General features: G+C 68.8%; 23 protein-coding genes. 11 read left to right on the top strand and 12 right to left on the bottom strand.

Features of this window, described 5'->3' with window-relative positions:
* Positions 1-678 precede the first annotated feature (678 nt).
* Complete coding sequence (locus tag IG75_RS0134255; protein WP_030525387.1) at positions 679-1,323, bottom strand: class I SAM-dependent methyltransferase; 645 nt, start codon at positions 1,321-1,323, stop codon at positions 679-681.
* Between the two features lie 536 nt (positions 1,324-1,859).
* On the opposite strand from IG75_RS0134255, the gene lpqS reads away from it, so the two are divergent.
* The 4 genes from lpqS to abc-f all read left to right on the top strand — a co-directional run bounded on the left by lpqS (position 1,860) and on the right by abc-f (position 7,549).
* Positions 1,860-2,291: a putative copper homeostasis (lipo)protein LpqS gene (lpqS, locus tag IG75_RS0134250; RefSeq protein WP_030525388.1), complete on the top strand. Its 432-nt coding sequence runs from the start codon at positions 1,860-1,862 to the stop codon at positions 2,289-2,291.
* 93 nt (positions 2,292-2,384) lie between these two features.
* Positions 2,385-3,515 (top strand): PLP-dependent cysteine synthase family protein, encoded by a 1,131-nt coding sequence (locus tag IG75_RS0134245; protein WP_036515897.1) that lies wholly within the window; start codon positions 2,385-2,387, stop codon positions 3,513-3,515.
* Entirely contained in the window at positions 3,512-4,831 is a 1,320-nt protein-coding gene (locus IG75_RS0134240; protein ID WP_081877324.1) for an MFS transporter, read from the top strand. The genes IG75_RS0134245 and IG75_RS0134240 overlap by 4 nt, the downstream gene beginning before the upstream one ends.
* Positions 4,832-5,908: 1,077 nt before the next feature.
* On the top strand, positions 5,909-7,549 hold the full coding sequence (gene abc-f, locus IG75_RS0134230; RefSeq protein WP_030525392.1) for a ribosomal protection-like ABC-F family protein: 1,641 nt from the start codon (positions 5,909-5,911) through the stop codon (positions 7,547-7,549).
* Positions 7,550-7,600: 51 nt separating this feature from the next.
* On the opposite strand, the gene IG75_RS0134225 is transcribed toward abc-f, so the two are convergent.
* Together IG75_RS0134225 and IG75_RS0134220 are read right to left on the bottom strand one after the other, a co-directional pair.
* Positions 7,601-8,431: a Vgb family protein gene (locus IG75_RS0134225; protein ID WP_425594503.1), complete on the bottom strand. Its 831-nt coding sequence runs from the start codon at positions 8,429-8,431 to the stop codon at positions 7,601-7,603.
* Between the two features lie 104 nt (positions 8,432-8,535).
* Positions 8,536-9,015 (bottom strand): Dps family protein, encoded by a 480-nt coding sequence (locus IG75_RS0134220; protein ID WP_030525394.1) that lies wholly within the window; start codon positions 9,013-9,015, stop codon positions 8,536-8,538.
* Between the two features lie 183 nt (positions 9,016-9,198).
* Between IG75_RS0134220 and IG75_RS0134215 the strand changes: the two genes are divergently transcribed.
* Positions 9,199-9,789 (top strand): type 1 glutamine amidotransferase domain-containing protein, encoded by a 591-nt coding sequence (locus IG75_RS0134215; RefSeq protein ID WP_030525395.1) that lies wholly within the window; start codon positions 9,199-9,201, stop codon positions 9,787-9,789.
* Positions 9,790-9,929: 140 nt separating this feature from the next.
* On the opposite strand, the gene IG75_RS0134210 is transcribed toward IG75_RS0134215, so the two are convergent.
* From IG75_RS0134210 to IG75_RS0134200, 3 genes are all read right to left on the bottom strand, one after another.
* Complete coding sequence (locus IG75_RS0134210) at positions 9,930-11,144, bottom strand: SfnB family sulfur acquisition oxidoreductase (RefSeq protein WP_030525396.1); 1,215 nt, start codon at positions 11,142-11,144, stop codon at positions 9,930-9,932.
* Positions 11,141-12,259 (bottom strand): dimethylsulfone monooxygenase SfnG, encoded by a 1,119-nt coding sequence (gene sfnG, locus IG75_RS0134205; protein WP_030525397.1) that lies wholly within the window; start codon positions 12,257-12,259, stop codon positions 11,141-11,143. The genes IG75_RS0134210 and sfnG overlap by 4 nt, the downstream gene beginning before the upstream one ends.
* Before the next feature lie 485 nt (positions 12,260-12,744).
* Entirely contained in the window at positions 12,745-14,118 is a 1,374-nt protein-coding gene (locus IG75_RS0134200) for a styrene monooxygenase/indole monooxygenase family protein (protein ID WP_030525398.1), read from the bottom strand.
* 149 nt (positions 14,119-14,267) lie between these two features.
* Between IG75_RS0134200 and IG75_RS0134195 the strand changes: the two genes are divergently transcribed.
* Positions 14,268-14,759: a GAF domain-containing protein gene (locus tag IG75_RS0134195; RefSeq protein ID WP_030525399.1), complete on the top strand. Its 492-nt coding sequence runs from the start codon at positions 14,268-14,270 to the stop codon at positions 14,757-14,759.
* Between the two features lie 22 nt (positions 14,760-14,781).
* Here IG75_RS0134195 and IG75_RS0134190 read toward each other — a convergent pair whose 3' ends face one another.
* Entirely contained in the window at positions 14,782-15,099 is a 318-nt protein-coding gene (locus IG75_RS0134190) for a helix-turn-helix domain-containing protein (protein WP_162183830.1), read from the bottom strand.
* Positions 15,100-15,158: 59 nt separating this feature from the next.
* On the bottom strand, positions 15,159-15,590 hold the full coding sequence (locus IG75_RS0134185; RefSeq protein WP_030525401.1) for a VOC family protein: 432 nt from the start codon (positions 15,588-15,590) through the stop codon (positions 15,159-15,161).
* A 149-nt stretch (positions 15,591-15,739) separates the two neighbouring features.
* Between IG75_RS0134185 and IG75_RS0134180 the strand changes: the two genes are divergently transcribed.
* Together IG75_RS0134180 and IG75_RS0134175 are read left to right on the top strand one after the other, a co-directional pair.
* On the top strand, positions 15,740-16,714 hold the full coding sequence (locus tag IG75_RS0134180; protein WP_030525402.1) for a GlxA family transcriptional regulator: 975 nt from the start codon (positions 15,740-15,742) through the stop codon (positions 16,712-16,714).
* A 157-nt stretch (positions 16,715-16,871) separates the two neighbouring features.
* Positions 16,872-17,759, top strand: coding sequence for an alpha/beta fold hydrolase (locus IG75_RS0134175; RefSeq protein ID WP_030526091.1), 888 nt, complete (start codon positions 16,872-16,874; stop codon positions 17,757-17,759).
* On the opposite strand, the gene IG75_RS0134170 is transcribed toward IG75_RS0134175, so the two are convergent.
* Together IG75_RS0134170 and IG75_RS0134165 are read right to left on the bottom strand one after the other, a co-directional pair.
* Positions 17,752-19,182 carry an LLM class flavin-dependent oxidoreductase gene (locus tag IG75_RS0134170; protein ID WP_030525404.1) on the bottom strand — a complete coding sequence of 477 codons (1,431 nt, stop codon included), beginning with the start codon at positions 19,180-19,182 and terminating at the stop codon, positions 17,752-17,754. The genes IG75_RS0134175 and IG75_RS0134170 overlap by 8 nt on opposite strands.
* The gene (locus IG75_RS0134165; RefSeq protein ID WP_030525405.1) at positions 19,182-20,396 is read right to left on the bottom strand and encodes an acyl-CoA dehydrogenase family protein; all 1,215 of its coding nucleotides are present in this window, start codon (positions 20,394-20,396) and stop codon (positions 19,182-19,184) included. Before IG75_RS0134165 ends, IG75_RS0134170 begins: the two co-directional genes overlap by 1 nt.
* Positions 20,397-20,589: 193 nt before the next feature.
* Between IG75_RS0134165 and IG75_RS0134160 the strand changes: the two genes are divergently transcribed.
* The 3 genes from IG75_RS0134160 (at position 20,590) to IG75_RS0134150 (ending at position 23,326) form a co-directional block, all read left to right on the top strand.
* Entirely contained in the window at positions 20,590-21,735 is a 1,146-nt protein-coding gene (locus tag IG75_RS0134160; protein WP_030525406.1) for an LLM class flavin-dependent oxidoreductase, read from the top strand.
* Positions 21,736-22,026: 291 nt separating this feature from the next.
* Complete coding sequence (locus IG75_RS0134155; RefSeq protein ID WP_051715494.1) at positions 22,027-22,719, top strand: DUF981 family protein; 693 nt, start codon at positions 22,027-22,029, stop codon at positions 22,717-22,719.
* Positions 22,720-22,807: 88 nt separating this feature from the next.
* Positions 22,808-23,326, top strand: coding sequence for a hypothetical protein (locus IG75_RS0134150; protein ID WP_210436872.1), 519 nt, complete (start codon positions 22,808-22,810; stop codon positions 23,324-23,326).
* Positions 23,327-23,385: 59 nt separating this feature from the next.
* Here IG75_RS0134150 and IG75_RS0134145 read toward each other — a convergent pair whose 3' ends face one another.
* Together IG75_RS0134145 and IG75_RS39620 are read right to left on the bottom strand one after the other, a co-directional pair.
* Complete coding sequence (locus tag IG75_RS0134145) at positions 23,386-23,787, bottom strand: hypothetical protein (RefSeq protein WP_030525409.1); 402 nt, start codon at positions 23,785-23,787, stop codon at positions 23,386-23,388.
* Between the two features lie 149 nt (positions 23,788-23,936).
* Entirely contained in the window at positions 23,937-24,356 is a 420-nt protein-coding gene (locus IG75_RS39620) for a hypothetical protein (protein WP_162183829.1), read from the bottom strand.
* Positions 24,357-24,408: the final 52 nt, after the last annotated feature.

Below are 24,408 nucleotides of genomic sequence, written 5' to 3'. Positions count from 1 at the left end.
TGCTCCCCCAGCTGGGCGGCGCCGCAGCAGCATTCGTCGGCGCCGTCGATCCCGCCCACAGCCTCGCTGTTCAACACCACACACTTGCCACCTTCTTCGACACCCACCTATCTCACTCCCGCGGCGAGAACCGAACAGCAGCACCGGGCTGCCCATGAACCCCGCAGCCGGACCACGCCACCTCGCAGAGTCCCCGCCGCATCCTGCACTGCACCGCGTCTGCGCCGGTGACGCCGCAACCGGCCAGGACGGCGAAGATGGTGTCCATCAGGCGCCGGCCGGCGGTGTCCCAGCTGTTGTCTCGCACGGGTTCTGGGGCAACATCGCGTACCGGTGGCGGTGTTCCACTGCGTCGCCGTGGTAGGCGCACAACAGAATGCCCACCAGTTCGGGGCCGCTGAGCCCGAGGAATTGCCCTATCGTCGCAGAGCGACGTTCACAAAAAGGTCATTCACTGACAGCTGAACGCCAGAACCATCGCGATGAACTGCGATGATTGCCCGTGCTGTTGTCCAGAGATGTATCAATTTATGAACGGGTGATACGGGATCGCCCAACTCTCCCCGTCCGACTCGGTCGGGCGACCGGATGGCAGTCCGGTCAGAAAAGCTGCGCGGCCCGCGCCTCTTGGGCGAACACCCGCGTAGCGACCTCTCTGCCTCGCTTGCCGGGCAGCGGTCACGACTTCGGTGGCTTGCGAACCAGCAGCTGGCCCTGTTGGCCCCGTTCGCCCTCGTGCGGCTCACGAAGCAGACGGCCGACCTCGACGAACCCGGCCGCGGCCAGCAGTTCCGCGAGACTGTCGGGCGACCATCGATAGGCCGGCGCGACCTTGTGGTCAAACTCTTGCGGTTGTGGATCGGCGCCAGTGAAGAACCCGAGCAACAGATAGCCGCCTGGGGCGAGCGCTCTTTCGAACTCGTCGAACACCACCGGCAGCTGCTCCGGTTGGATGTGGATGGTCGAGTAGAACGCGAGGATGCCGCCGAGTCCTGCATCGGGGAGGTCCAGAGCGGTCATTGATTGCTGCTCGAACCGCAGATCCGGATACGCCTGCCGGGCCAAGGTGATCATCGCGGGGGAAAGGTCGATGCCGAACGCACCCAACCCGAGGGCGTGCAGGTGTGCTGTGACCTGACCAGGGCCACATCCGATATCGGCGACCGGTCCGTCGCTGTTCGCCTGCACGAGTTCAGCGAACGCGGCAAGCAGTGCACGCTCCAGCGGTAGGGCGTCGAGCATGTCACTGAAAAGCTCGGCGTAGAGGGAAGCGACGGCGTCGTAGGCCGCCCCGGTGTCGGGCAAGGCTGAGGCTTCGGTCACGACGAAACCATACTGTCTCGGTGGCCGGGGATCGGGCGTTGGAGTGATTCATCCTCGCGTTGCCTGCCTGTCCTTCCTCCCGAAGGGGAACAACGAAGCAGAGACCTGAGCGAACATCGAAAAGCACAACCCAGCAGATGTCCACCAAAGGGGTGTTAATGGTCACGGGTTAGATATAAACATCGCTGAACAGCGATGATGATCGTCCATACTGTTCAATAATGCACCAATTGATGGAGCTGCCGCACTGAGGGGTTCAAGTCCCCCTCGTGCACCTCTCCCCACCCCGGCGCTCCTTCGCACCGCCCTGAGCGGTGGGCCGCCGGAGCCGACCGCCGCCGCCACCGGACGATGGCACACTCCCCTCCGCAGCCACCCCGCCCCCGGGTCCCCCTCTTTCCGAAAGTACTGTCGCGAAACATATCCGAGACCGACCCGCCGTGGCGCGCACCCGGTCCATGTACCCAACGGGGGTAGAGTAGCCACGACCGGCACGGAGCCGGTCGTGACGCGACGCTCGGGAAGGAAGGTGGCCGATGACGATCATGACGCGCACCGCCACCGCGGCGTCCGGGCGCGACCCCAGGCCCCGCGGCGCGACGATCATGATCATCCTGGCGGCGGTGGCATTGCTGTCGCCCCTGCTGCACTGCGATCTCGTCCCCGCGGCGACAGCGCACGCCCGAGCGCACGAGGCCGTGATCGCGGCCGGTCACCACGACCGCACCGGCGCTCCGGCCGGGAGCCACTGCACAGCCCACGCCATCCACTGCGTATCCCAGGTGGTGCTGCCCGCGCGGGTCCCCGATCCTTTCCTCCTCGTTCTGTTGGTGACGCTGACGCTCACCACGGCGATCGTGCGCTCGCTCGCCCCCACCGCCGGACGCTGGATCCGGGGACCCCCGGCCGGTGCGCTCGCCGCCGGTGGCCGCGAGATCCTCACCCGCTTCTGTATCGCCCGGCGCTGATCGGCCGCGCCCGGACGGCCCCGATGGGGCCGGAGTCCGCTGCCGACCATCCGCCTCCGGGTCCGCGGGGACCCGATACAGAAAGCGACAGTCATGAACAACGTGGTCCTGCCCGAACGGGCGGAGCCGACCGCCGCCGGAACCGTTTCGACGCCCGGCACCGCCCTGACGCCTCCGGCCCTCGTCGGGAACACGCCGGTGCTGTGGGTGGGCGCCCCGCTCGCTCCCGCCGGGCACGGATTCTGGGCCAAACTCGAGGGCAGCAATCCCGGCGGGATGAAGGACCGGCCCGCCCTGCACATGGTGCGGCGCGCCCGGGAGCACGGCGATCTCACGCCGGGTGCGCGGATCGTCGAATCCACCAGCGGCACCCTGGGGCTGGGTCTGGCACTGGCCGGAGTGGCCTACCACCACCCGGTCACTCTGGTCACCGACCCCGGTCTGGAGCCGATCGTGGAACAGTTGCTGACGGCCTACGGCGCCACCGTCGATGTGGTGCCCGCGCCGGACCCGGTCGGCGGCTGGCAGCAGGCCCGCCGCGACCGAGTGGCGCGGATACTGGCCGCGGAGCCTTCGGCGTGGTGCCCGGACCAGTACAACAATCCCGACAATGTGGCCGGGTACGAATCGCTGGGCGTGGAACTGATCGAACAGCTGGGTGGCGTGGACGTACTCGTCTGCGCGGTGGGCACCGGCGGTCATTCCGCCGGAGTGGCGCGGGTGCTGCGCCGGTTCGACCCGAACCTGAAACTCATCGGCGTGGACACCGTCTCCTCCACCATCTTCGGGCAACCGGCAGGACCGCGGCTCATGCGCGGACTCGGATCCAGCATCTATCCCGCCAATGTCGACTACGCCGCGTTCGACGAAGTCCACTGGGTCGCCCCGGCCGAAGCGGTGTGGGCCTGCCGGACCCTGGCCACCACCCATCACGCCACCGGCGGCTGGAGTGTCGGCGCGGTGGCGCTGGTCGCGGGCTGGGCAGCCGGACAGTTCGATGCGGACGTCCAGGTCGCCGCGATCTTCCCGGATGGTCCGCAACGCTATTTCGACACTGTGTTCAGCGACGAGTACTGCCGCGCACACGGTCTGCTCGGCGTGGCCCCACCGACCGGGCCGGCCACGGTGTCCTCCGCGTTCGAGTCGGAGTTCCGGTCCTGGACCCGCTGCGCGAGCGTGGTGGATCCGCGCGGACGCACCGCTTTCGGAGGCGTCCGCGCATGAACACTCTCACCACCTTCCGCAGCTTCGATACCCCGGTGCGGCTGCTGATGATCAACCAGTTCGGTATCAACCTCGGCTTCTACATGCTGATGCCGTTCCTGGCCGGATATCTGGCGGGTCCCCTCGGGCTCGCCGCGTGGGCCGTGGGACTCGTGCTGGGGGTGCGTAATTTCTCCCAGCAGGGCATGTTCCTGATCGGCGGAACCCTGGCCGACCGGCTGGGGTACAAACCGCTGATCGTGGCCGGGTGTCTGCTGCGCACGGGCGGTTTCGCACTGCTGGTGTTCGCCACCGGCCTGCCCGCGCTGCTGATCGCCTCGGCCGCCACCGGATTCGCCGGGGCACTGTTCAATCCGGCGGTCCGCGCCTACCTCGCCGCCGAATCCGGGTCGCGCCGGGTGGAGGCCTTCGCGCTGTTCAACATCTTCTATCAGGCCGGAATCCTCGCGGGCCCACTGGTCGGAGTCGCACTGCTGACACTCGATTTCCGGGTCGTCGCGGCCACGGCCGCCCTGGTGTTCGCCGTGCTGACCGTGGCCCAGCTGCTGGCGCTGCCCGCCGGACCCGAACTCCCCGCACACACCCGGGTTCCGGTGCGGACGGCATGGGCGGGTGTGCTGCGCAACCGGCGGTTCATGGCGTTCTCCGTGGCGATGATCGGCTCCTACATCCTGTCCTTCCAGATGTATCTCGCGCTGCCGCTGCAGGCGGAAATGATCGCCGGAGACGGCGCGCAGCTACTGGTTTCCGCGCTGTTCGTGATCTCCGGGGTGATCGCGGTGGCCGGCCAGTTGCGGATCACCGCCTGGTTCAGAAAGCGCTGGGGCACCGGACGCGCCCTGGTCGCGGGGATGACGATCCTGGCCGGCGCCTTCCTACCGCTCGCCCTGGTTCCCGTCCCGTCGCGATTCGGCACCTGGGCCGCGGTGGCCGCCCTGCTGGCCTCGACAGCCCTGTTGGCCGTCGGGACCGCGGCGGTGTTCCCGTTCGAGATGGACACGGTCGTCACGCTGGCCGGGGACCGCCTGGTGGGCACCTACTACGGCTTCTACAACAGTGTGGTCGGGATCGGCATCCTGATCGGCAATCTCGCGACCGGCGCCGTATTCGGCGCCGCGCGGGCGGCGGATGCCGAGGTGCTGGTCTGGATCGGGCTGTCCCTGATCGGAGCCCTCTCGGCCGTTGCCCTGGCCCGCCTCGCCCGGGCCGGGACCGACCACTCCGGCACGGCCGAACCCATGACATCCGGCGGTGACCTGGCGGAAGTAGGGGAAACCGCCTCCTCGACCTCCGGATCGGCCGGCCGTGGCAGTTGAGGTCTCCACCGGGCCCGACGGCGGGCGGCTCCCGGCGTCGGGCCGATGGGGCGGCGCTCGGCCGCGCGTAGACGGAGTCGGTATCCGGGCGCCGGCCTCTGTGCCCGAATCGAGATCTCGGCACGCGTCGGAGGCCACGGCCGATGTTCCACGGCGACGGTCGGCCACCGCATCCGCCCGGCGGGTGGTGGTAGGGCCATTGGCTCCGGCACATACGGCCGAACGCGGCCGGCCCGATTACGGTCGCAGCACGATTCCGGCTCCAACCGCGTTTTCCCGGCCCCGCGGCGCCCACCACTACCATTGCCGCCCACCTGCGGTGATGGATACGATCGAACAGATCGCATGAGCGGGGGACGCGACAGAACGGAAGCGAACCATGAGTCCACGAGCGCGTGGCCGGGGCCCTCGACTTCTCGGCGCGATCGTCGGGGCCTTCGCCCTTTTCTTCGCAGTCGCCGCTCCGGCGGCCGCTGCCCCGGGGACCCCGGCGTCCCAGATAGCCGACGGCCCGAATCCACAGGTGGAACTGCACGGTTACTGCGCGGAACCCGGCGAGGTCGGACATCTCGCCGACAGCACCACGGCCCACTGCTCCGCCATCTCGAATTCCGGCGCCTTCGCGTGGTCGTACTACTCCGAGCCAGTGGCGATGGATCCGAACACCCGCGACCCCAACTGTCAGACCGCCGGTTGCGAGGACCAGGGCGGAACCGCGCCGGGTGAGCAGCGCTGTGGAATACAGTGCAACGTACCTCCCGCCCCCGGCGCTATCGAGCCTCGTCCCGCACCACGCGCCTGAAACGGTTCGGTTTCGTCCGCGTCCCGACCGGCCGATCCCGGCGCCGTGCCTACCGGCCGCACCGGCCGCCGGTGCGCGGACTGCTATCGTGAACAGGGAATCCTCGACCACAGAGAGATCGATCATGGTTGGTGAACTCGACATCTCCGGAGCCACCCGGCTCTGACGGCCACCAGTAGGGCGCATCGGGCGCCGCTGTAGTGGCCGTTCCGTCGTTCACTTTTCCTTTTCGGGGCAGCGTGACGCGCCCGAACGACAACCGAGGTCTCTCCTACATGTCCGAATCATTCATCGTCTGTTCGAACCTGTCGTTCTCCTGGCCGGACGACACCGCGGTGTTCACGGATCTGTCCTTCAGCGTGCCCGGCGGCCGCACCGGTCTGGTCGCGCCCAACGGTGCGGGTAAGAGCACGCTGCTCCGCTTGCTCGCGGGTGAGCTGAAACCCACTGCCGGGGGCGTGTCCGTCGACGGCGTACTCGGTTACCTTCCGCAGACCCTGCCGCTCACCGGCGAGATGACGGTCGCCGAAACCCTGGGTATCGCACCGATCCTGGACGCGCTGAACGCCGTCGAGTCCGGTGACACCGCCGAAGAGCATTTCACCACCATCGGCACCGACTGGGATATCGAGGAACGCACCCGGGCCCAGCTGGAACGCCTCGGTCTGGGCGAACTGACGCTGAATCGGCGGTTGCGCACCCTCAGCGGCGGCCAGGTGGTGTCGCTGGGTCTGGCGGCCCAGTTGCTGCGGCGACCCGATGTACTGCTGCTCGACGAGCCGACGAACAACTTGGATCTCGAAGCCCGGCATCGGCTCTACGATCTGCTGTCCGAATGGAAAGGCTGTCTGTTGCTGGTGAGCCACGACCGGGCCCTGCTGGACCGGATGGACCGCATCGCCGAACTGCACGCCGGGGAGATCCGCTTCTACGGCGGCAATTTCACCGAATACGAGGAGTCGATCCGCGCCGAGCGCGAGGTCGCGGAGAAGAACATCCGCAATGCCGAACAGGAGGTCAAGCGGGAGAAGCGGGAACTCCAGCAGGCCCGGGAGCGCGCCGCCCGGCGGGCTAGCAACGCGGCCCGGAATCTGGGTAACGCAGGGCTGCCGAAAATCTTCGCCGGCACCATGAAACGCAATGCGCAGGAATCGGCGGGGCGGGCGAACGAAACCCATGCCGCCCGAGTCGACGCCGCGAAGAACCGGCTCGATTCGGCCGAGCGCGCGCTGCGCCCGGAGCAGCGGATCTCCCTGCAGCTACCGGACACCGATGTCCCGGCCGGGCGCACCGTATTCGCCGGGGAAGGGATCCGCTACCGCTTCGGCGAACAGGAGGTCTTCGCCGGCGACGGCGCGGATCTGACGATCCGCGGGCCCGAACGGATCGCGCTGACCGGGCCGAACGGTGCCGGTAAATCCACCCTGCTGCGAATCGTGCACGGCGATCTGGCGCCGGAAAGCGGTTCGATCGTCCGGGCCGAGGGCCGGGTCGCCTATCTGTCGCAGCGGCTGGACCTGCTCGACCTCGAGCGCACCGTCGCCGAGAATCTGGCCGCGTTCGCCCCGAACCTGCCCACACCGCAGCGGCTGAATCTGTTGGCGCGGTTCCTGTTCCGTGGTTCCCGTGTCGATCTGCCGGTGGGCGCGCTCTCCGGCGGTGAACGGCTGCGCGCCACCCTGGCCTGCGTGCTGTTCGCGGAGCCGGCACCGCAGTTGCTGCTGCTGGACGAACCGACCAACAACCTCGACCTGGTCAGTGTCGGGCAGCTCGAAAGCGCGCTCGAGGCCTACCGGGGCGCGTTCGTGGTCGTCAGCCACGACGAACGGTTCCTCGCCGAGATCGGAGTGCAGCGCTGGCTGCGGTTGAGCGACGGCGGGCTGCGCGAGATCGCGGGACCTGCGGTGGCCGACTGAGCCCCGATCCTCGCTCGGCGTGACGGTCATCGCGCCGAGCGAGAGGTTCCGTCACACCACGATGCGCTCGAGACTGCCCGATTCCATGGCCACCCACAGCGCACCGTCCGGTCCGACCGCCACCCCGTGCGGTTCGGCACCGGGCAGTTCGGTTTCGGTGATCGCGCCGTCGGTGGTGATGCGGCCGAGCCGCGTCGCCGCCCATTCGGTGAACCACAGCGCCCCGTCCGGGCCCGTGACGATGGCATGGGGCCGGGCCGCGCGATCCGGGAGCGGGAACTCGGTGATCGTGCCGTCGGTCCCGATCCGGCCGACCTGTCCGCCCCCGATCTCGACGAACCACAGCGCGTCGTCGGGGCCCGCGGTGATACCGACCGGCATGGCACCTTCGGTCGGCAGCGGGTACACGGCCGTGGCGCCGTCGCCGGGCTCGATCCGGCCGATCGCATTGCCCTGATTGAGGGTGTACCACAGCGCCCCGTCCGGGCCGGTGGTGATCATCGAGGGCATACCCGACACGGCGAACCGGGTCAGCTCGCCGTCCACGGTCAGCCGCCCGATGGCGTCGGTCTGCAATTCGGTGAACCATACGGCGCCGTCGGGACCCGCGGTGATGCCGTACGGAGATCGCGCCGGGAACCAGGTCGCATCACCTTCCCCAGCGATGCGACCGATCCGGTCACCGCGGAACTCGGTGAACCACATGGCGTCGCCGGGTCCCGGCACGATCACCGTCGGCTGTCCGTCGGAGGGGTCGAGCGGGAAGGTCCGGACCTCACCGTCGAGATATCGGCCGAGGGCACCCTCGGCTGCCATGGTGAACCACAGGGCGCCGTCCGGGCCGGTACTCAGCCCGTACGGCGACCCGGAAACCTGAACCACGCGCACTCCTCCTCGTCCTCCCGCCCGATCGTGGCGCGACCGGGCGGTGCTCCCCGCCCGACTCGGCACGGTGCCGCCGGGGCGCAAGAGCGCGGTACGACGTATCAGGCGGAGGCGAGCTGAGCCTGCCACATCCAGTGCAACTGTTCGAGCCGCGCCGCGATCGCGATGAACAGATCCTGGGTCACCGGATCTGCTTTCTCGGTGATATCGATGCGCTCACGCAGGCGGCCGATGACCTTGCTCAGGTTCTTGACGATGGCATCGATGACATCGGTGTCCTGCTGCCAGCCGTCGGGGAACTCGAGACCGCCGGCCTCCTTGGCGACGGTCGCGGCACGGCCGTCCGGGCTGACCCCGATGGAGGTCGCGCGTTCGGCGGCGTCGTCGGTGAACTCACGGGCCGCGGTCACCAGCTCGTCCAGCGCGAGGTGGACGGAGCGGAAATTACGGCCGAGGACGTTCCAGTGGGCCTGCTTGGCGATCAGCGATAAATCGATGAGGTCGACGACAGTGGCGCGCAAGGCCTCACCGGTGACGTGTTGCTGTTCCGGGTCGAGGGTGCTCTTGATAGGGACGTTCATCGTCGAATGCCTTTCTTCTCGTTCGCCGGACACGGGCCGACTACCCGGTCGTCCGCGCTCGAATCAGCCACCGGTCCGGGTGTGCGCGATCCCACTGGACGGGAGTGGGCGCCACGTTTCGCCGCCATGGGCCCGGGTAGGCCGCGGGACAGACCGCAATCCGCGCATACGGAAGGAGCAGGCATGGGCCGGCAGCACAATCTGACAGGGCGACGAGTCGCTGTTCTCGCCGCCGACGGGGTGGAGCAAGTGGAGCTCGTGCAGCCACGCTCCGCGGTCGAGGACGCCGGGGCGAGCACCGCGCTGCTATCGCTGAAACCCGGGCAGATCCAGGCCATGAACCACGATGTGGAGAAGGGCGACACCTTCGAGGTGGACCGGGTCGTCGGCGAATGCAGCCCCGACGAATTCGACGCGCTGATCCTGCCGGGCGGTACCACCAACCCCGACAAACTCCGGCAAGACGAGTCGGCGGTGGCCTTCGTCCGGAATTTCTTCGCCACCGGTAAACCGGTCGGCGTCATCTGCCACGGCCCGTGGACGCTGGTGGAGGCCGATGTGGTGCGGGGCCGCACCCTCACGTCCTATCCGAGCGTCCGGACCGATATCCGCAATGCCGGCGGCAATGTCGTCGACGAGGAAGTGGTGAACGACCGCGGCCTGGTGTCCAGCCGCAACCCCGGCGACCTGCCCGCGTTCTGCGCGAAGATCGTGGAGGAGTTCGCGGAGGGGAAACATCCGGTGCATCCGGAGGGCGCGACGGCGTCCCGCTGACCGGCCGGCACCGCCGGACGATCGCGCGATAGCACCGCCGCCGCTCCCTTCCCGACCGGACGAGGATGGTGGCCGACCCACATTCGGCCACCATCGGCCGCCCCGGCGGGGGAGCACTGTCCCGCCGGGCCGGCGTCCGGCTAGATCACACCGTGCAGCGGCGGCGGAGTGCCGTGCAGCAGGGCTCTGCCGAGGTGCTGGTATTTCCAGCGGACCGGGTCGTGCAGGGTGTGGGTCCGGGCATTGCGCCAGTAATGGTGCAGGTTGAGGTCGTCGGCCGCGCTGCGGGTACCGCTCACCTCGAACAGGGCACTGGACACCTCGGTGGCCGCGCGGTCGGCCAGGATCTTGGCCGTGGCGACGGCGAGCGAGGCCTCGGCGACCCGTCCCGGCGCCTCCAGCGCGGCGTCCACCGCCGCACCGGCGGCCGCCAGCCCGGCCTCGGCGGCGGCGACCGCGACGGCCAGTTCGCCGAACCGCTGGATGAGCAGCGGATCGTCGATCGCCCGGCTCACCTGCGCCTCGAACCAGGGCCGGCTCTTCTCCCGGGCGAAGCCGGCAGCGGCGGCGAGCGCACCGCGGGCGATACCCGCGTCGATCGCCGCGTGCAGCAGCTGCGCGGAGGCGCCGTAGGCGGTGGGCCGGTCCACCGCGGCGGTCCGGGCCACCAGCTGATCGCGCTCGACCACCACGTTCTCGAACGACACCGTGCCGCTGCCGGTGGTGCGCTGACCGAATCCGTTCCAGTCGTCGACGATCCGCACGCCCGGAGTGTCGGCGGGCAGGAACGCGACGTACTGGCCGCCCGGCAGCCCGGCAGCACCCTCGGGATCGTCCAGCCTGGTGAGAACGGCCAGGAAGTCGGCGAACAGGGAACCGGTGCAGTAGTACTTGACCCCGTCGATCCGGAACTGCTGCCCGCCCGCGAGCGGGCGCGCGGTGGTGGCGATATCGGCGACGGTCGCGCCGCCGCGTTCGGACTGGGCGTTCGCGATCCGGGCGCCGTCCAGGACGCCACCCAGGTAGCGCCGCTGCTGGTCGGCGGACCCGGCCAGTTTCAGCAGGTTCACATAGACGAAGTGACTGTGCGGAACCTGCGCGATATTCGGATCGGCGACCGCGAGCAGCCGCACCACCTCCGCGACCTCGCCGGGCGGCAGATCGGCGCCGCCCAGGTCCGCGGGCACGGTCACCGCCAGCAGCCCGGCGGCCGCGAGTTTGCGCACTTCGGCGAAGGGCAGGGCGCGTTCCCGGTCGCGGTCCGCGGCGCCCACCGCGAATTCGGCCGCCAGTTCCGCGGCGACGGCGCGCGCCTGCTCGGCCGAGGCGATCCGGGCGGCCCCGACGGCGGTCATCGCCCCGCCACCGCCGCGGGACGTCGCGCGGCCTCCAGTTCGCGGACCAGCGGCAGCACTTTGGCTCCGAAGTACTCGATCTCCTCCTGGAAGTGCAGGAATCCGCCCAGGATCAGGTCCACGCCCAGTTCGCGGTAGGCGACGATCCGGTCGGCGACCTGTTCGGGTGTCCCGATCAGCTTGGTCCGGAACCCGTCGTTGTACTGGACCAGATCCTCGAAACTCGAATCCGCCCACATTCCCTTGCCGTCCCGGGTGGCGGCGCCGGCCTGCTGTACGGCGTCCCGGAAACCCTCGACCGCGGGCTTGTCGGCCTTGTCGATGATCTCGCGGAGGGTGTCGTGGGCCTCGCGCTCGGTATCGCGGGCGATGATGAATCCGTTCAGCCCGAACTTCACTTCGCGGTCGTGGGCGCGGGCTACCGCCCGCAGATCGTCGAGCTGCTCGGTGACGCCGTCGAAGTCCTTGCCGTTGGAGAAGTACCAGTCCGCGTGGCGTCCGCCGTTGCGGCGGGCCGCGCTGGAGTTACCGCCCTGGAACAGTTCGGGGTTCGGGCGTTCGGGGGTGTTGAGCGGTTTGGGCTTGAGCGTGAAATCGCGGATGCGGTAGAAGTCGCCGCCGTAGTTCACGTTGTCCTCGGTCCAGATCTTGCGGATCACTTCGAGGAACTCCGCGCTGCGCCGGTAGCGCTCGTCGTGTTCGAGCCACGGCTCACCGAGTGCGGTGAACTCGCCCGCGAACCAGCCCGAGACCACATTGATGGCGAACCGCCCGCCCGACAGATGGTCGGCGGTGGCACCGAATTTGGCGAGGACGGCGGGATGCCACAGACCGGGGTGGACCGCGGCGATCACCTTCAGCCGTTCGGTGGCGCCGAGCAGCGCCAGACTGAACGATGTGGATTCGTGCTGGTACTCGGCGCCGTAGGAGGCGGTGTAGCGGACCTGGGAGAGCGCGTAGTCGAAACCGTTGCGTTCGGCCGTCTGGGCGAGTTTCTTGTTGTACTCGAAATCCCAGCCGGTGCGCTGTTCGATCTCACTGGTCACCAGACCGCCGCTGACATTGGGGACCCAATAGGCGAACCGGACCTGGTCGCTGATCTTCTCAGTACTCAAAGGAGCCTCCTCGGGCTGTTTCATGCGTCGGCGGAGGCCGCAGCGAAGGCGGAGGTAGGCCGCAGCGAAGGCGGAGGTATCGCCTCACGGTGGCCCTCCTCGGGCTGTTTCATGCGTCGGCGGAGGCCGCAGCGAAGGCGGAGGTATCGCCCCTCCCTGGAGCTGGTACATGCGGTCCGCGAAGGCCGCATCGACAGCGGAGGTATCGCCTGATCGCTGCTCCCGTTGCTCGCCGTCGGCATCTGTGGTCCGGACGCCGGGCACGGCAACCCTGCACCGGCGCGAGTCCAGTTCACCAGCGCGGTTGTGGGCGGACGAGGTTTTGAATCGGCGGGAACCTATCCCACAGGTGCGCGCGTACTCGGCGGCGGGGACGGCCCCGTGGACCCGCACCCGAGTACCGGCGACCCGTGTCCGGTACTCGGGCTCGCGGCCGGCGGCCCGGCGACCGAGGGGCCGCCGAGTCGCCGGGGTCGGGGGGCCGGTCAGGCGGTGGCTGCGGCTCCGTTGTACCGCGACCTGCTGAATCGTCCGGCGGGCCGGAACCGGCCCAGCACCTCGGCCGCGTCCTCCCCGGTGACCTGGGCGATGAGCTGGTGCGCGTCCGCCACCGAGTTCACCGGGCGCGCCGCTTGCGGGCGGTGCAGTGTGCCCACGAGCGCCGACGCGAAGCGAGGGTCGGCCGCGGCCGCGCTGAAGAACTGGCCGCCGATCTCGGCGAACTCGGGGTCGCTGAGGAACAGCCGGGTGACCTTGGCGGCGTCCTCGGCGCGGGCGTCGAGGAATGCCTCGTACTGCGCGGTGATCCAGGCATCGTCGAAGGCGCCGTCGTGGGTGGCTGCCGCGGCGACCAGGCGCTGTGCCTGGATGAGCCCGCTCTGCGCCCCCTGCCCGGCGATCGGGTCGTAGGTCACGGCGGTATCGCCCAGCGCCGCCACCGGATGCCCACCCGCGGTGTGCCCGACCCCGCGCCGGAACAGCGGCCGCACCGCACCCTTCAACCACGAGTGTGGATCCTCGGAGAGGACCTTCGTGGCGAGCACCTCCGGCAGGTCCCAGTCGAGGTAGTCGCGGTAGAGGTCGGTGACGATCCGGTGCGCCGATTCGGCCGAATCGGCGGCCGCGAACCGCTTCTCCCAGTCGCCGCCCGGCCGTGCCCAGCCCAGGAACGCCCAGGTAGGCCCGGCGTCCTTGTGCAGGTACGGGCCCCACCATGCCTCGCCTTCCTCGGCGACGATGGAGAACCCGCTGCGGCCACCGCCGGCCGGGCTGCGGTGGGCGAACGCCGACTCGTCGTGCGGGAGACCGGTCACGGTCACGGTCAGCAGGCTGCGCTGGGGGGCGTCGTACACGGTCCGGGTCTCGTCCACCGCGAACAGCTGGGACAGCCCGCCCCGGCCGGTCGCGACCAGGGTGAGGTCGTTGTCGGCGGCGATCGGGTCGAGCCGTTCGGGTGTCACCGGGTCGACGACGAACCGGCCGCCGCGTTCCAGGAAGGTGGTGAGCCGTTCGTCGGCCTTGAGCCGTGTGTCGACGGCGAGACCGTGGAACCCGTCGAACGCGCCGTCGAAGGCGATCAGTTCCTCACCGCCCCCGGCGACACGGACCGTGAGGCCGCTGTGCAGTGGTGCGCGGTCGAGGTAGGTGGGCAGCCCGAGCGCCGCTTCGGCGGCCTGGGCCTCACCGAAGATCAGGGCGGTACCGGTGGCCGGCACCTTGTCGCGCAGGTCACGCTGGTCCTTGTCGCTGTAGACGGTGACCGCGAACCCGGCGTCGAGCAGGCCGAGCGCCGCGGTCACGCCGGTCTGCCCGGCCCCGATCACGGCGGCCTTACGGTGGGAGGTGTGCTGTGTTGTCATAGCGCCATGGTCACGATCACAGCGGCCGGGCTGCACTATTACACTCACCGCGAGTTGATGCCGAACAGCCCCGCATCGCAGCGCTTTTCGTGACACCATCGACGGTTTCCGCGGAAACGGCCCGGGCCGGGCCGCTCTACCATCCGTACATGACCTTCGACCTCGTCCCGCCGACCGGCGACCGCGCCGAGGGGTACCGGCAGCTCACCGCGCAGGCCGCCGCCCTGCTGTCCGGTGAAGCCGACCGGATCGCGAACGCCGCCAATCTGAGTGCGCTGATCTACCACAGTCTGCCCGAGGTGAACTGGGCCGGTTTCTACTTCTACGACGGCCGCGAGCTCGTCGTCGGGCCCTTCCAGGGCAAACCGGCCTGCGTGCGGATCGCGCTCGGCGCGGGTGTGTGCGGTACCGCCGCTCACACCCGCCGCACCCAGCTGGTCCCCGATGTGCACGCCTACCCCGGCCATATCGTCTGCGACGCCGACAGCCGGTCGGAGATCGTCGTGCCGCTGATCGGCGCCGGTGAGCTGGTCGGTGTGCTCGATCTCGACAGTCCGCGCGTCGCGCGGTTCGACGAGACCGACCGGCGGGGGCTCGAATCGGTCGCCGAGGTGTTCGTGCGGTCGCTGTCCGCGCCCTGATCGGCGCCACGCCGCGGCGGTTCTACAGCCGGACCCGCTCCTGCGCCCGGCGGTGCAGGCGCCGGCGACGCGGCGTTCTGCCTTCGGCTTCCTGCCGTACCTGCGCGACGAGGTGGTCGGGGACGAACGGGGCGATGTCGTACCGCGAGCCGATCACCAGTTTGCGCAGTACGGAGGCCAATTGCGCCTCGGTGGTGCGCACCGAGGTGCCCCGGCGGGCGGCGATGGCCCGGTCGGTCCATCCCGCGGCGGCGAGTAGCGCGACCGTGCACTCGGCCCCGGACAGCTCGCGCCACGGTTCCCGGTCGGCGGCACGCCCGGGCGCAGCTCCGGCGCCCACCCGCCGATCGCAGGCGCCGAGTACTGTCGGGCGGACGCGCGGGTCGTGCAGCACCGGCGTCACAGGGGAGCCGTGAGTTCGAGATGGATCCCGTCGGGGTCGTCGAACGACAGGATCGCGATGCCGAACTGGTCCATCTCGATGACCGCACCGTGCTCGATACCCGCGGCCGCCAGTCGTGCGGCCGCGGTGACGAGGTCCTGCCGGGAGTCCACACCGAAGCTCAGATGGTCCAGGCCGACCCGCTCGGAGTCGAACGAATCCCCGGCGGGCGCGACCGGGCGCAGCCCCAGCAGTAGGGCACCGGCCTGGAAGACGCAGCCGCCGTACAGCCGGTGCGGATCGGTGCGCACCGCCGGATCGTCCGGGCGTCCGGGGGATTCGGCGACGATGTCGAACCCGAGCACATCACGGTAGAAGTCGCGGGACCGATCGATATCGGTGACCGTGAGGCGGATGTGGTGGGGGCCACGGGTGGCGAGGACGGGCATGTGCACTCCGGGATGGGTGTCGCGCTGGACGTCGAGGTGGTGAGTAAACCGACCGGCCGGGCCGGTACGGTCTCTTCATCGCGAAAGCGTAGGACCGATTCATCCGGAACAGGAGTGTCGGAAACGACATTTTTCGTACTATTCACGACATGGACGTCATCCTATTCGTCGTGGACGGTATCGCCGATTTCGGCTTCGCCGCCCTGCTCGAAACCTTCGCCACGGCGAACGCGATGCGCACGACCCTCGACGCACCGCCGGAACCGTGGCGGGTCCGCGTCGCTTCGCTGGGTACCGAGATCCGTTCCGGACACGGCCACACCGTGCCCACGGTCCCGCTCGGCGAACTCACCGACGACCCCGATCTGCTCCTGATACCCGCCGTCAGCGCGCTCGAGGCCGACGCCCTGATCCAACTGGTCTCCGCACCCGAGAACGCCGCCGTGCTGGATCGGATCAGAGGTATGCACGCCGCCGGCGCCCGGCTCGGCGCCGCGTGTACAGGTACCTTCCTCCTGGCCGAGTCCGGAGTATTGAACGGGTGCCGCGCGACCACCAGCTGGTGGCTGGGCCCGAGCTTCCGGCGGCGCTACCCCGAGGTCGAGCTGGACGAGAGCGTGACACTGTGCCGCGGCGAGCGGGTGACCACGGCGGGCGCGTCGCTGTCACATCTGGATCTGGCGCTGTCCTTCGTGCACGCGCGCAGTCCCGCGCTCGCCGACCTCGCCGGCCGATACCTGGCCGACGGAAACCGCCGGACCCAGGCCAACTTCGCCGTCCCCGAGGTGATCGCCGCCGGCCATTCGCTCACCTCCGGTTTCGAGCGATGGGTCCGCGAACACATCGGGGAAGGATTCCGGATCTCCCGGGCCGCCGCCGAACTCGGCGTCACCGAACGCAGCCTGCAACGCGCCACCCAGGCCGAACTCGGCAGATCACCGCGCGATTTCGTGGACGATATCCGGCTCGAGCGGGCCGCGCACCTGTTGCGCACGACGGCTCTCACGGTGGACACCGTGGCGGCGAAGGTCGGCTATCTGAACGGCGGTACGCTGCGCAACCTCGTCCGGCGGCGCCGCGGTATGTCCATGGCCGAGTTCCGGTCGGCCGGTCCGGCGTGGTGAGCCCGCACCGGCCGCGAATGCGTCGTGCGGCCGAATGCGCGTTCGCCACACTTTTCACGCGTGGGCGATGAATTCGGGAAGCGGACCGGGTCTGCCCTTTTATGACCCGAATCATCGCTGACCGCGCGTTCGTCGCCGGAACGGATCGGCCGCCCCAATGACCACTATCGACCTCGATGGGATCACCTTGGGCATCGAGTCGTTCGGTGACGACGACGCGCCCCTCGTTCTGCTCGCGGGCGGGACGACGATGCTCTCCTGGCCCGACGCGCTCTGCGAGCACCTCGCCGCCGGCGGGCACCGTGTGGTGCGCTACGACCTGCGCGACAGCGGGGAGTCGACGACGACGGACCCGGAGGCACCCGCCTACACCCTGCGCGACCTCGCCGCCGACGCGGCGGCACTCGCCGACGCGCTCGGCGGGGGGGCTGCGCACCTCGCCGGGATCGGCGTCGGCGGGATGGTCGCCCAGGTGGCCGTGCTCGACCATCCGGGCGCGTTCTCGGCGCTCACCCTCGTCGGCACCCGCGCGGTCGCCCCTGGTCCGCCCGACGACGACCTCCCCGACCACGATCGTGCGACGATGCGCAGGCTGTTCGCGCGTCCGATGCCCGACTGGGCCGACCGTGCGGCGGTGGCGGATTTCGCCGCCGGCGGTGCGGAGATCCGCGGCGACGACCCCGGCACCGCGCGCACACTCGCGGCACGTATCTGGGACCGCACACCCGGCACCACGCCCCCGGTTCAGATGGCCAACCAGCTGGCCATGCTGTTTTCCAGGCTCGACTGCACACCCCGCTGGCGCGAGCGCCTGCCCGAGATCGAGGTCCCCACGCTCGTCGTCCACGGCCGGCGCGACCGGTTCTTCCCTGTCGGCAACGGCGAGGCGATCGCGCGCGAGATCCCCGGCGCACGGCTGCTCGTCCTCGAGGAGGCCGCCGGTGCGATCCCCGATATGGCGGTCGGCGAGGTCGCCGAGGCGATGCTCACGCTCGGACAGACCACGGCGGGTGCCGCGCGGGTCCGGCCTCCACGGACTAGGTGATCAGTTCGCCGGCGACGTTGCGCGACACCTCGTCCGGCAGCACGGTGGAACCGGGCCCACCCAGCCGATAGCGTGCGCCCCGATGCTCGGGCGGGAGCCGGTCCCCGCGTTCGAACAGCGCGTTGCGCAGCGTCCCCGGCACGTACTCGGTGGGGTAGACGCCACGTTCGGTCAGCACCGGGATCACATACCGGACGATGTCCTCGAAGGTCCCGGGCGTGACGGCGTAGGCGAGATTGAACCCGTCGACATCGGTGTCGTCCACCCATTCCTGCAGCCGGTCGGCCACCGTGGCGCCGGAGCCGACGAACACCGGTCCGATCCCGCCGATCCCGGCCCAGCGCCCGATATCGCGGACCGTCCATTCCCGGCCGTCGTCGTCGAACTCCTGGAACGCCGCCACCGCCGAGCGGATCGCGTTGCTCTCCACCTCGCCGATCGAGTCGTCGAGGTCGTAGCGGGACAGGTCGATCCCCATCCAGCCCGACATGAACACCAGTCCGCCCTCGACACTGGCATAGGACAGGTATTCCTCGTGTTTGCGGCGTGCGGCGTCGTCGGTGGCATCGGTGACGATGGTGGCCAGCGCGTAGATCCGGGCGGCGTGGCGGTCGCGGCCCGCCGTCTCCAGCGCCGCCCGGATACCGGACACCGTCTGCGCGAGTACTCGTTTCGACGGGGCGGCGACGAAGATCGCCTCGGCGTTCTCGGCGGCGAACCGCACCCCGCGCGACGAGGCACCCGCCTGGAAGATCACCGGCGTCCGCTGCGGCGACGGCTCGGACAGGTGCACGCCGGGAACCGTGTAATGCCGCCCGGAGTGGCCGATATGGTGCACCTTCGCCGGATCGACATAGATATTGCGTTCCGGGTCGCGGACGACCGCGTCGTCCTCCCAGGACCCCTCCCACAGTTTGTAGAGCACTTCCAGATATTCGTCTGCCTGGTCGTAGCGGTGGTCGTGGTCGAGCTGATCGTCGGCCCCGAAATTCCGTGCGGCCGAGGGCAGATACCCGGTGACGACATTCCAGCCGATCCGGCCGCCGGTCAGATGGTCCAGGGTGGACAACCGGCGGGCGAACGGATACGGATGTTCGAACCCGGTGCCGGTGGTGATCCCGAAGCCGAGATGTTCGGTCACCGCCGCCATCGCCGAGACCAGCAGCAGCGGATCGGCCACCGGGATCTGGGCGCCGTTGCGCAGCGCCGCGCGATCGTCGCCGCCGTAGACGTCGTAGGTGCCGAGCACATCGGCGATGAACAGGCCGTCGAACCGCCCGCGCTCCAGCAGCGTGGCCAGCTCCGTCCAGTAGCCGAGCTCCTTGTACCGGTGCGACCGGTCGTCGGGATGCCGCCACAGTCCGGGAGACTGGTGGGCGACACAGTTCATATCGAAGGCGTTGAACCGGATCCGCCGGGCCATCACACCGCCCCTTCCGGCTTACGCTCCCCCGCGCTCCAGGCGAATGGCAGCGCGGTGCCGTTCAGCAGGTGGTCCCCGATGGCCCGGGCCTTCTGGATGGCCGGGTTGTGCACCGAGATGGTGCGCGCATTGCGCCAGTGCCGGTCCAGCCGCAGCCCCTCCGAGGTGATGGACGCGCCGCCCACCTCGAACAGCTGCGTCGTGGCGGCCAGCACGGTATCGATCACCCCGAGTTGCGCCTGGGCCGCCGCCAGTTCGGCGTCGATCAGTCCCTGCTCTTCGGTGGCTCCGGCGGCGAGTACCTCGTCGAGCACATCGGCGACCGCCAGCACACTGGCGCGGGCACCGAACGCCGCCGCCGACAACCGGCCGATCACCTGCTGCACCAGCGGATCGTGACGGGGTAGATCGGCCGCGGAATGGGTGTAGCCGCGGCGGCGCGCGGCCACCCATTCGCGGGTGTCGCGTTCGGCCCGCTGCGCGATACCGGCCAGCACGGCGAGCTGGAACAACTGCAGGTAGGAGGTCGAATAGGTGGCGCCCGCGTCCCCGTAGCCGGGGCCCAGAATACGGTCCGGAGCAATGGCGACGTCGGTGAACTCGGTGGTACCGCTGGCGGTCAGCCGCTGCCCGAAACCGTCCCAGTCGTCGTGCCGGCGCACCCCCTCGGCCTCGGCGTCCACCAGCACACTGACCCGTTCCCCGTCCCGGTCCGCGGCGACCAGAATGTGGTCGGCGTACAACGATCCGGTGCTGTAGTACTTCGTCCCGTTGAGCACCCAGCCGTCCCCGGACTGCGTCAGCCGGGTCCGATACCGGTCCACCGCGCCCACGCCGGGTTCGGTGATCGCATTCCCGACCAGCGTCCCCCGCGAAATCTTGCGCAACCACTCCGCGCGCGCCGGACCCGCCTCGGCGAGCAACTGGTCCTCGGCGAACACGAAATGCACACGCAGCGCCTGCGGCAGATTCGACTCGGCGGCGGCCAGCTCGATCAGCTGCCGGAACAGCTGGCGCACGCTCGCGCCGTACCCGCCGTATTCGACCGGTACCCGCAGCGCGCCGAACCGCGCCGCGCGTAACCGGCGCACTTCGTCGTGGGCGAGCCGGCGGTCGATCTCGCGCTCGACCGCGCCCGCCGCGATATCGGCGTAGATCGGCGCGAACACCGCGTCCAGATCGGTATCGGAGACAGGTTGTGCGGTGGAAGTCATCAATCCACGATCACCGACCCCGCACTCCCCCTCACCGGTTACACGCAGCCGGATTCGAAACACTCGCGGCAAAAAATCCCGTCGATTCCAACCGGCGACACCGCGCCCGTGATCGGTCAGGATCACAGATCGGCCCGGCGAGGAGCTCGGCCACCGCACTGTCCGCTCCAGAGCCCCTCGAAGGAGGTTTCCGGTGAGTCTGTCGTTCCACTGGTTCCTACCCACCTACGGCGATTCCCGCGGTCTGATGGCCGGTGGTCACGGCACGTCCATGTCCGGCGACCGCCCCGCCTCGCTGCGCTACCTGAACCAGATCGCGGGCGCCGCCGAGGAGAACGGCTTCGAGGCGGTACTCACCCCGACCGGCGCCTGGTGCGAGGACGCCTGGCTGGCCACCGCCATGCTGGTGGAGACCACCGAGACCCTGAAATTCCTGGTGGCCTTCCGGCCCGGACTGGTGAGCCCGACCCTGGCCGCCCAGATGGCCGGCACCTATCAGCGGCATTCCCGGGGCCGGCTGCTGCTCAACGTGGTCACCGGCGGCGAACCGCACGAGCAGCAGGCGTTCGGTGATTTCCTGGACAAGGAGCAGCGCTACGAGCGCACCGGCGAATTCCTGCACATCGTGCGCGAACTGTGGGAGTCGCGGGAACCGATCAGCTTCGAGGGCACACACCTCCAGGTCCGAGGCGCCCTGCTCAACAACCACCCCGACCCGGTCCCCCCAGTCTTCTTCGGCGGCTCCTCCGCCGCCGCGGGCCCCGTCGCCGCCCAATACGCCGACACCTACCTGACCTGGGGTGAACCGCTGGTCGCGGTCGGCAAGAAACTGGAATGGATCCGCGGCCTCGCCGCCGAACGCCACCGCACCCTCGACTACGGCATCCGCCTGCACGTCATCACCCGCGACACCTCCGAGGCCGCCTGGGCCGAAGCCGACCGCCTGCTCCAGGGCATCGACCCGGCCGATATCGAGCGCGTGCAGTCCAATTTGGCGAAGAGCGAATCCGAGGGCCAGCGCCGCATGCTCGAACTACACGGCGGCCGCACCGACCGCCTGGAGATCGCCCCCAACCTGTGGGCGGGCGTCGGCCTGGTCCGCGGCGGGGCGGGCACCGCGCTGGTCGGGTCGCACGAAGAGGTCGCCGAACGGCTCATCGAGTACTCGCGGCTGGGTCTCACCCACTTCATCCTGTCCGGCTACCCGCACGTCGAGGAGGCGTACTGGTTCGGCGAGGGTGTGCTGCCGATCCTGGAGAAGAAGGGCCTGTGGCGCCGGCCGGTCGACCGGCCCGTCGCGGCCACCGGAACCCCATTCGCCACCGCCTCCACCAGCTGAGTCGCCTCCGCGTCGGGACACCCGCGCACCCTCGAGCCGACCGCCGGCTGCGACCCGTGGCGTTCAAAGCCGTGCATGCAGCGGGATACGCGCTCGTCGACGTCGCGGCAAAGCTCAGGTCGAATTCATTCTGCACAGCCACTTACCAGGCGTTTGCCCGCTACCCCACGAACTCGATACCGTCGGCGCACAACTTGTCGAGCTACCACGAAGCAATTGACAGTGCACGGGGCCCAAACTACGATTGGCCAACTCCGAGCAGTTGTTCGAGCGCTGGTCGGCTCAGGAGCAATGGTGATCACTTACACAACCCTCATGGGTCTTGCAGCCGGTCTCGGAATGATTCTGCTTTGCACTCTCGGATATCACCTGTACCGACAAGAGAGTCTGCCGACCTTCGACGGCTGGGCGTTCTCGTTCGCCGCTCTCGGCGGAATCCTCACCGTACTCGGCGGTCATATGACCCTCACCTGGCCGTTGCAGGCACCGGAGCGGTTCAAGAACTTCATGTTCGGAGAACCGCTCCTGTTGTTCGGGGTGCTGCTGATAGCCGCCGCGGTCTTTCTCCGGCGTAGCGGAACGGACCTTCTGGAACTGCGCCGAAATGAAAGCGGCAACAAGGCATTCGACTCCTACTTACTCGCTCTTCTGCGGCCGGTCGTGTGGATCGTATTCGCCATGGGCCTGGTACTGACAGCCTGTACCGTCGCTGCATTCCAATACGATGTATTCGCGACGGCTCCGCAGCAGGAGCCGCTTTTCGGCACAGGCCCGATGAAACATGCTCTCAGCGTTGCCCTCTGCCTGTTGTACGCACTACCGGCGGTAGCGTGCCTACTGGTTCCCTTTGTCTTCTACACCCGTAATCGACCGGCAATGGCAGTCAGTGGAATCGCCTTGTTCATCTCCGGCGCAGGCTGGCTTGCCACAGCGGTCCTTGTCTACTACACGCATATCGGTATGGACTTCAATTTCCGTTCCTAGTACTCCAGCCCGACATAGCCCTCGCGAGAAGAAGAGTGCCGTGAGTGACACAAGCATCCGGACAGGCCCTGCTCCTATCCATCGCTCGGTGTTGGACTACTGGCCCATCGCGCTGGGACTGGCAGCTGCGATATTCCAGATCGTGACCGGCGTCGACGCCGAGGCGGTGGCCATCACGGTCGCCGTTGCCGCCAGCTGTTACTTGGTGGCTGCCGCGTTCGGTAGGCCGTGGACCGCTTGGGCGGCCATTCTGGGCGGCTCGACAGTCGTGGTCCTCAGCGAGATTGCCGGGATCCAATGGTGGATGGGACTTGCAGGTTTCGCGGCTCTATTACTCGGGATCGGTGTCCTCCGCAGGGTTCCTGCGCCGGTCCTCGCCGCCCAGGGCCTCGCCATGGTCGGATTCGGTGGGATAGCAGTGATCGCGGTTCTGGTGTCACCGGGCCTGGGCTCGGCCCTGGCCGGTATCGCACTGGCAACCCACGCGCTGTGGGATTACCGCCATTGGCGCCGCAACGATGTGGTCCCTCGGTCCTTGACGGAGTTCTGCATGGTGCTGGATATCCCTTTCGGGATCGCAGCCATACTGCTCGCCTTCACCGGATGACCCCGATCCTGGTCCGGCCGGCCGGACGTGGTCGTGCCGGCTGATGAGGTGCGGCCGGATCAGAATGCCGAGCCGGTGGGTGGTTTGGCGTTCGGGTCGTAGGGCACGGCCCTGTCGTAGCTGATGCCGACCGGTTCCCGGGGGATCTGGTGATGACGATTGGGAACATGGCGGTCCTCATAGATCAGTGGGCTGCACTCCACGCCGGTGACCTGCACAGTCTCGTGCGGTTTCAGCATGACGTTGAAGGGGATCGATGATTCGAGATACCCGTCGACGACCTTGCATTCCTGCCGCGATTCGACGAGGTAATGCTGATCGGTGTCGTTTCGGCAGGTGGTCCCGGAGCAGCTGACTCCCGGCGGGAAGGGGTCGGCGTGTGCCGGTCCGGCCGGAAGCCCGAGTGCGAGCACCAGCGCGAGGCCGGTAAGGCTCCCGGCCCTCGGAATGTGGTTGAACATGTGCGGTCCTCGAGTTCGCTCTCGTTCGGGTCGCGCGGTGTGGTTCGAGAGCCATCGTCGGCAGCCGGTTCCGGGCGCGCGCAACCGCGGATGAACGGCGCCCTGAGCAGTGGGCGATCAGTGCCACGATGGACGGCATAACGTGCGCGTCAGTCGTCGTCCAACGACGCGTGGTAGTCGGTTTCGGCCCAGGCGTTCCACAGAATCGGGTGAGCGCCGGGACCGCACTCCTCGCTCCATCGGACGGTCGATTCGGGGCGCATCCGCTCCTCCCCGCGGTAAAGAATGCGCAGGTCGGTGCACAGCCCGGCCATACCGGCGGTCGCCGGCCCCACATCGGTGTTCACGCATTCCACGTCGACACGACTACCGACCGCGACCGATGAGCAGTTCGCCCATCCCGGTGGTTCCGCCTGCGCGACGCCCGCACCGGCTGCCGCCGACACCGTCACCATGGCGACGCCGGAAACGACCGCGCCCGCAATCGGAAGGCGCCTGAGAAAGCCAATGGAATCGAACAACTGCGCTCTTTCCTCCCTGTCGAAAGCTGATGCGGGCAATTCGATCACATGGCGAAACCACTTTTCAGCGGCAGGAAGGCAGCCTCTGGAGAAGAATGCC

The organism is Nocardia rhamnosiphila NBRC 108938 (genome assembly GCF_000720425.1).
GTDB lineage: Bacteria > Actinomycetota > Actinomycetes > Mycobacteriales > Mycobacteriaceae > Nocardia > Nocardia rhamnosiphila.
Note: the sequence above shows the minus strand (reverse complement) of the source record. Positions and strands in the feature narration are given on the sequence as shown.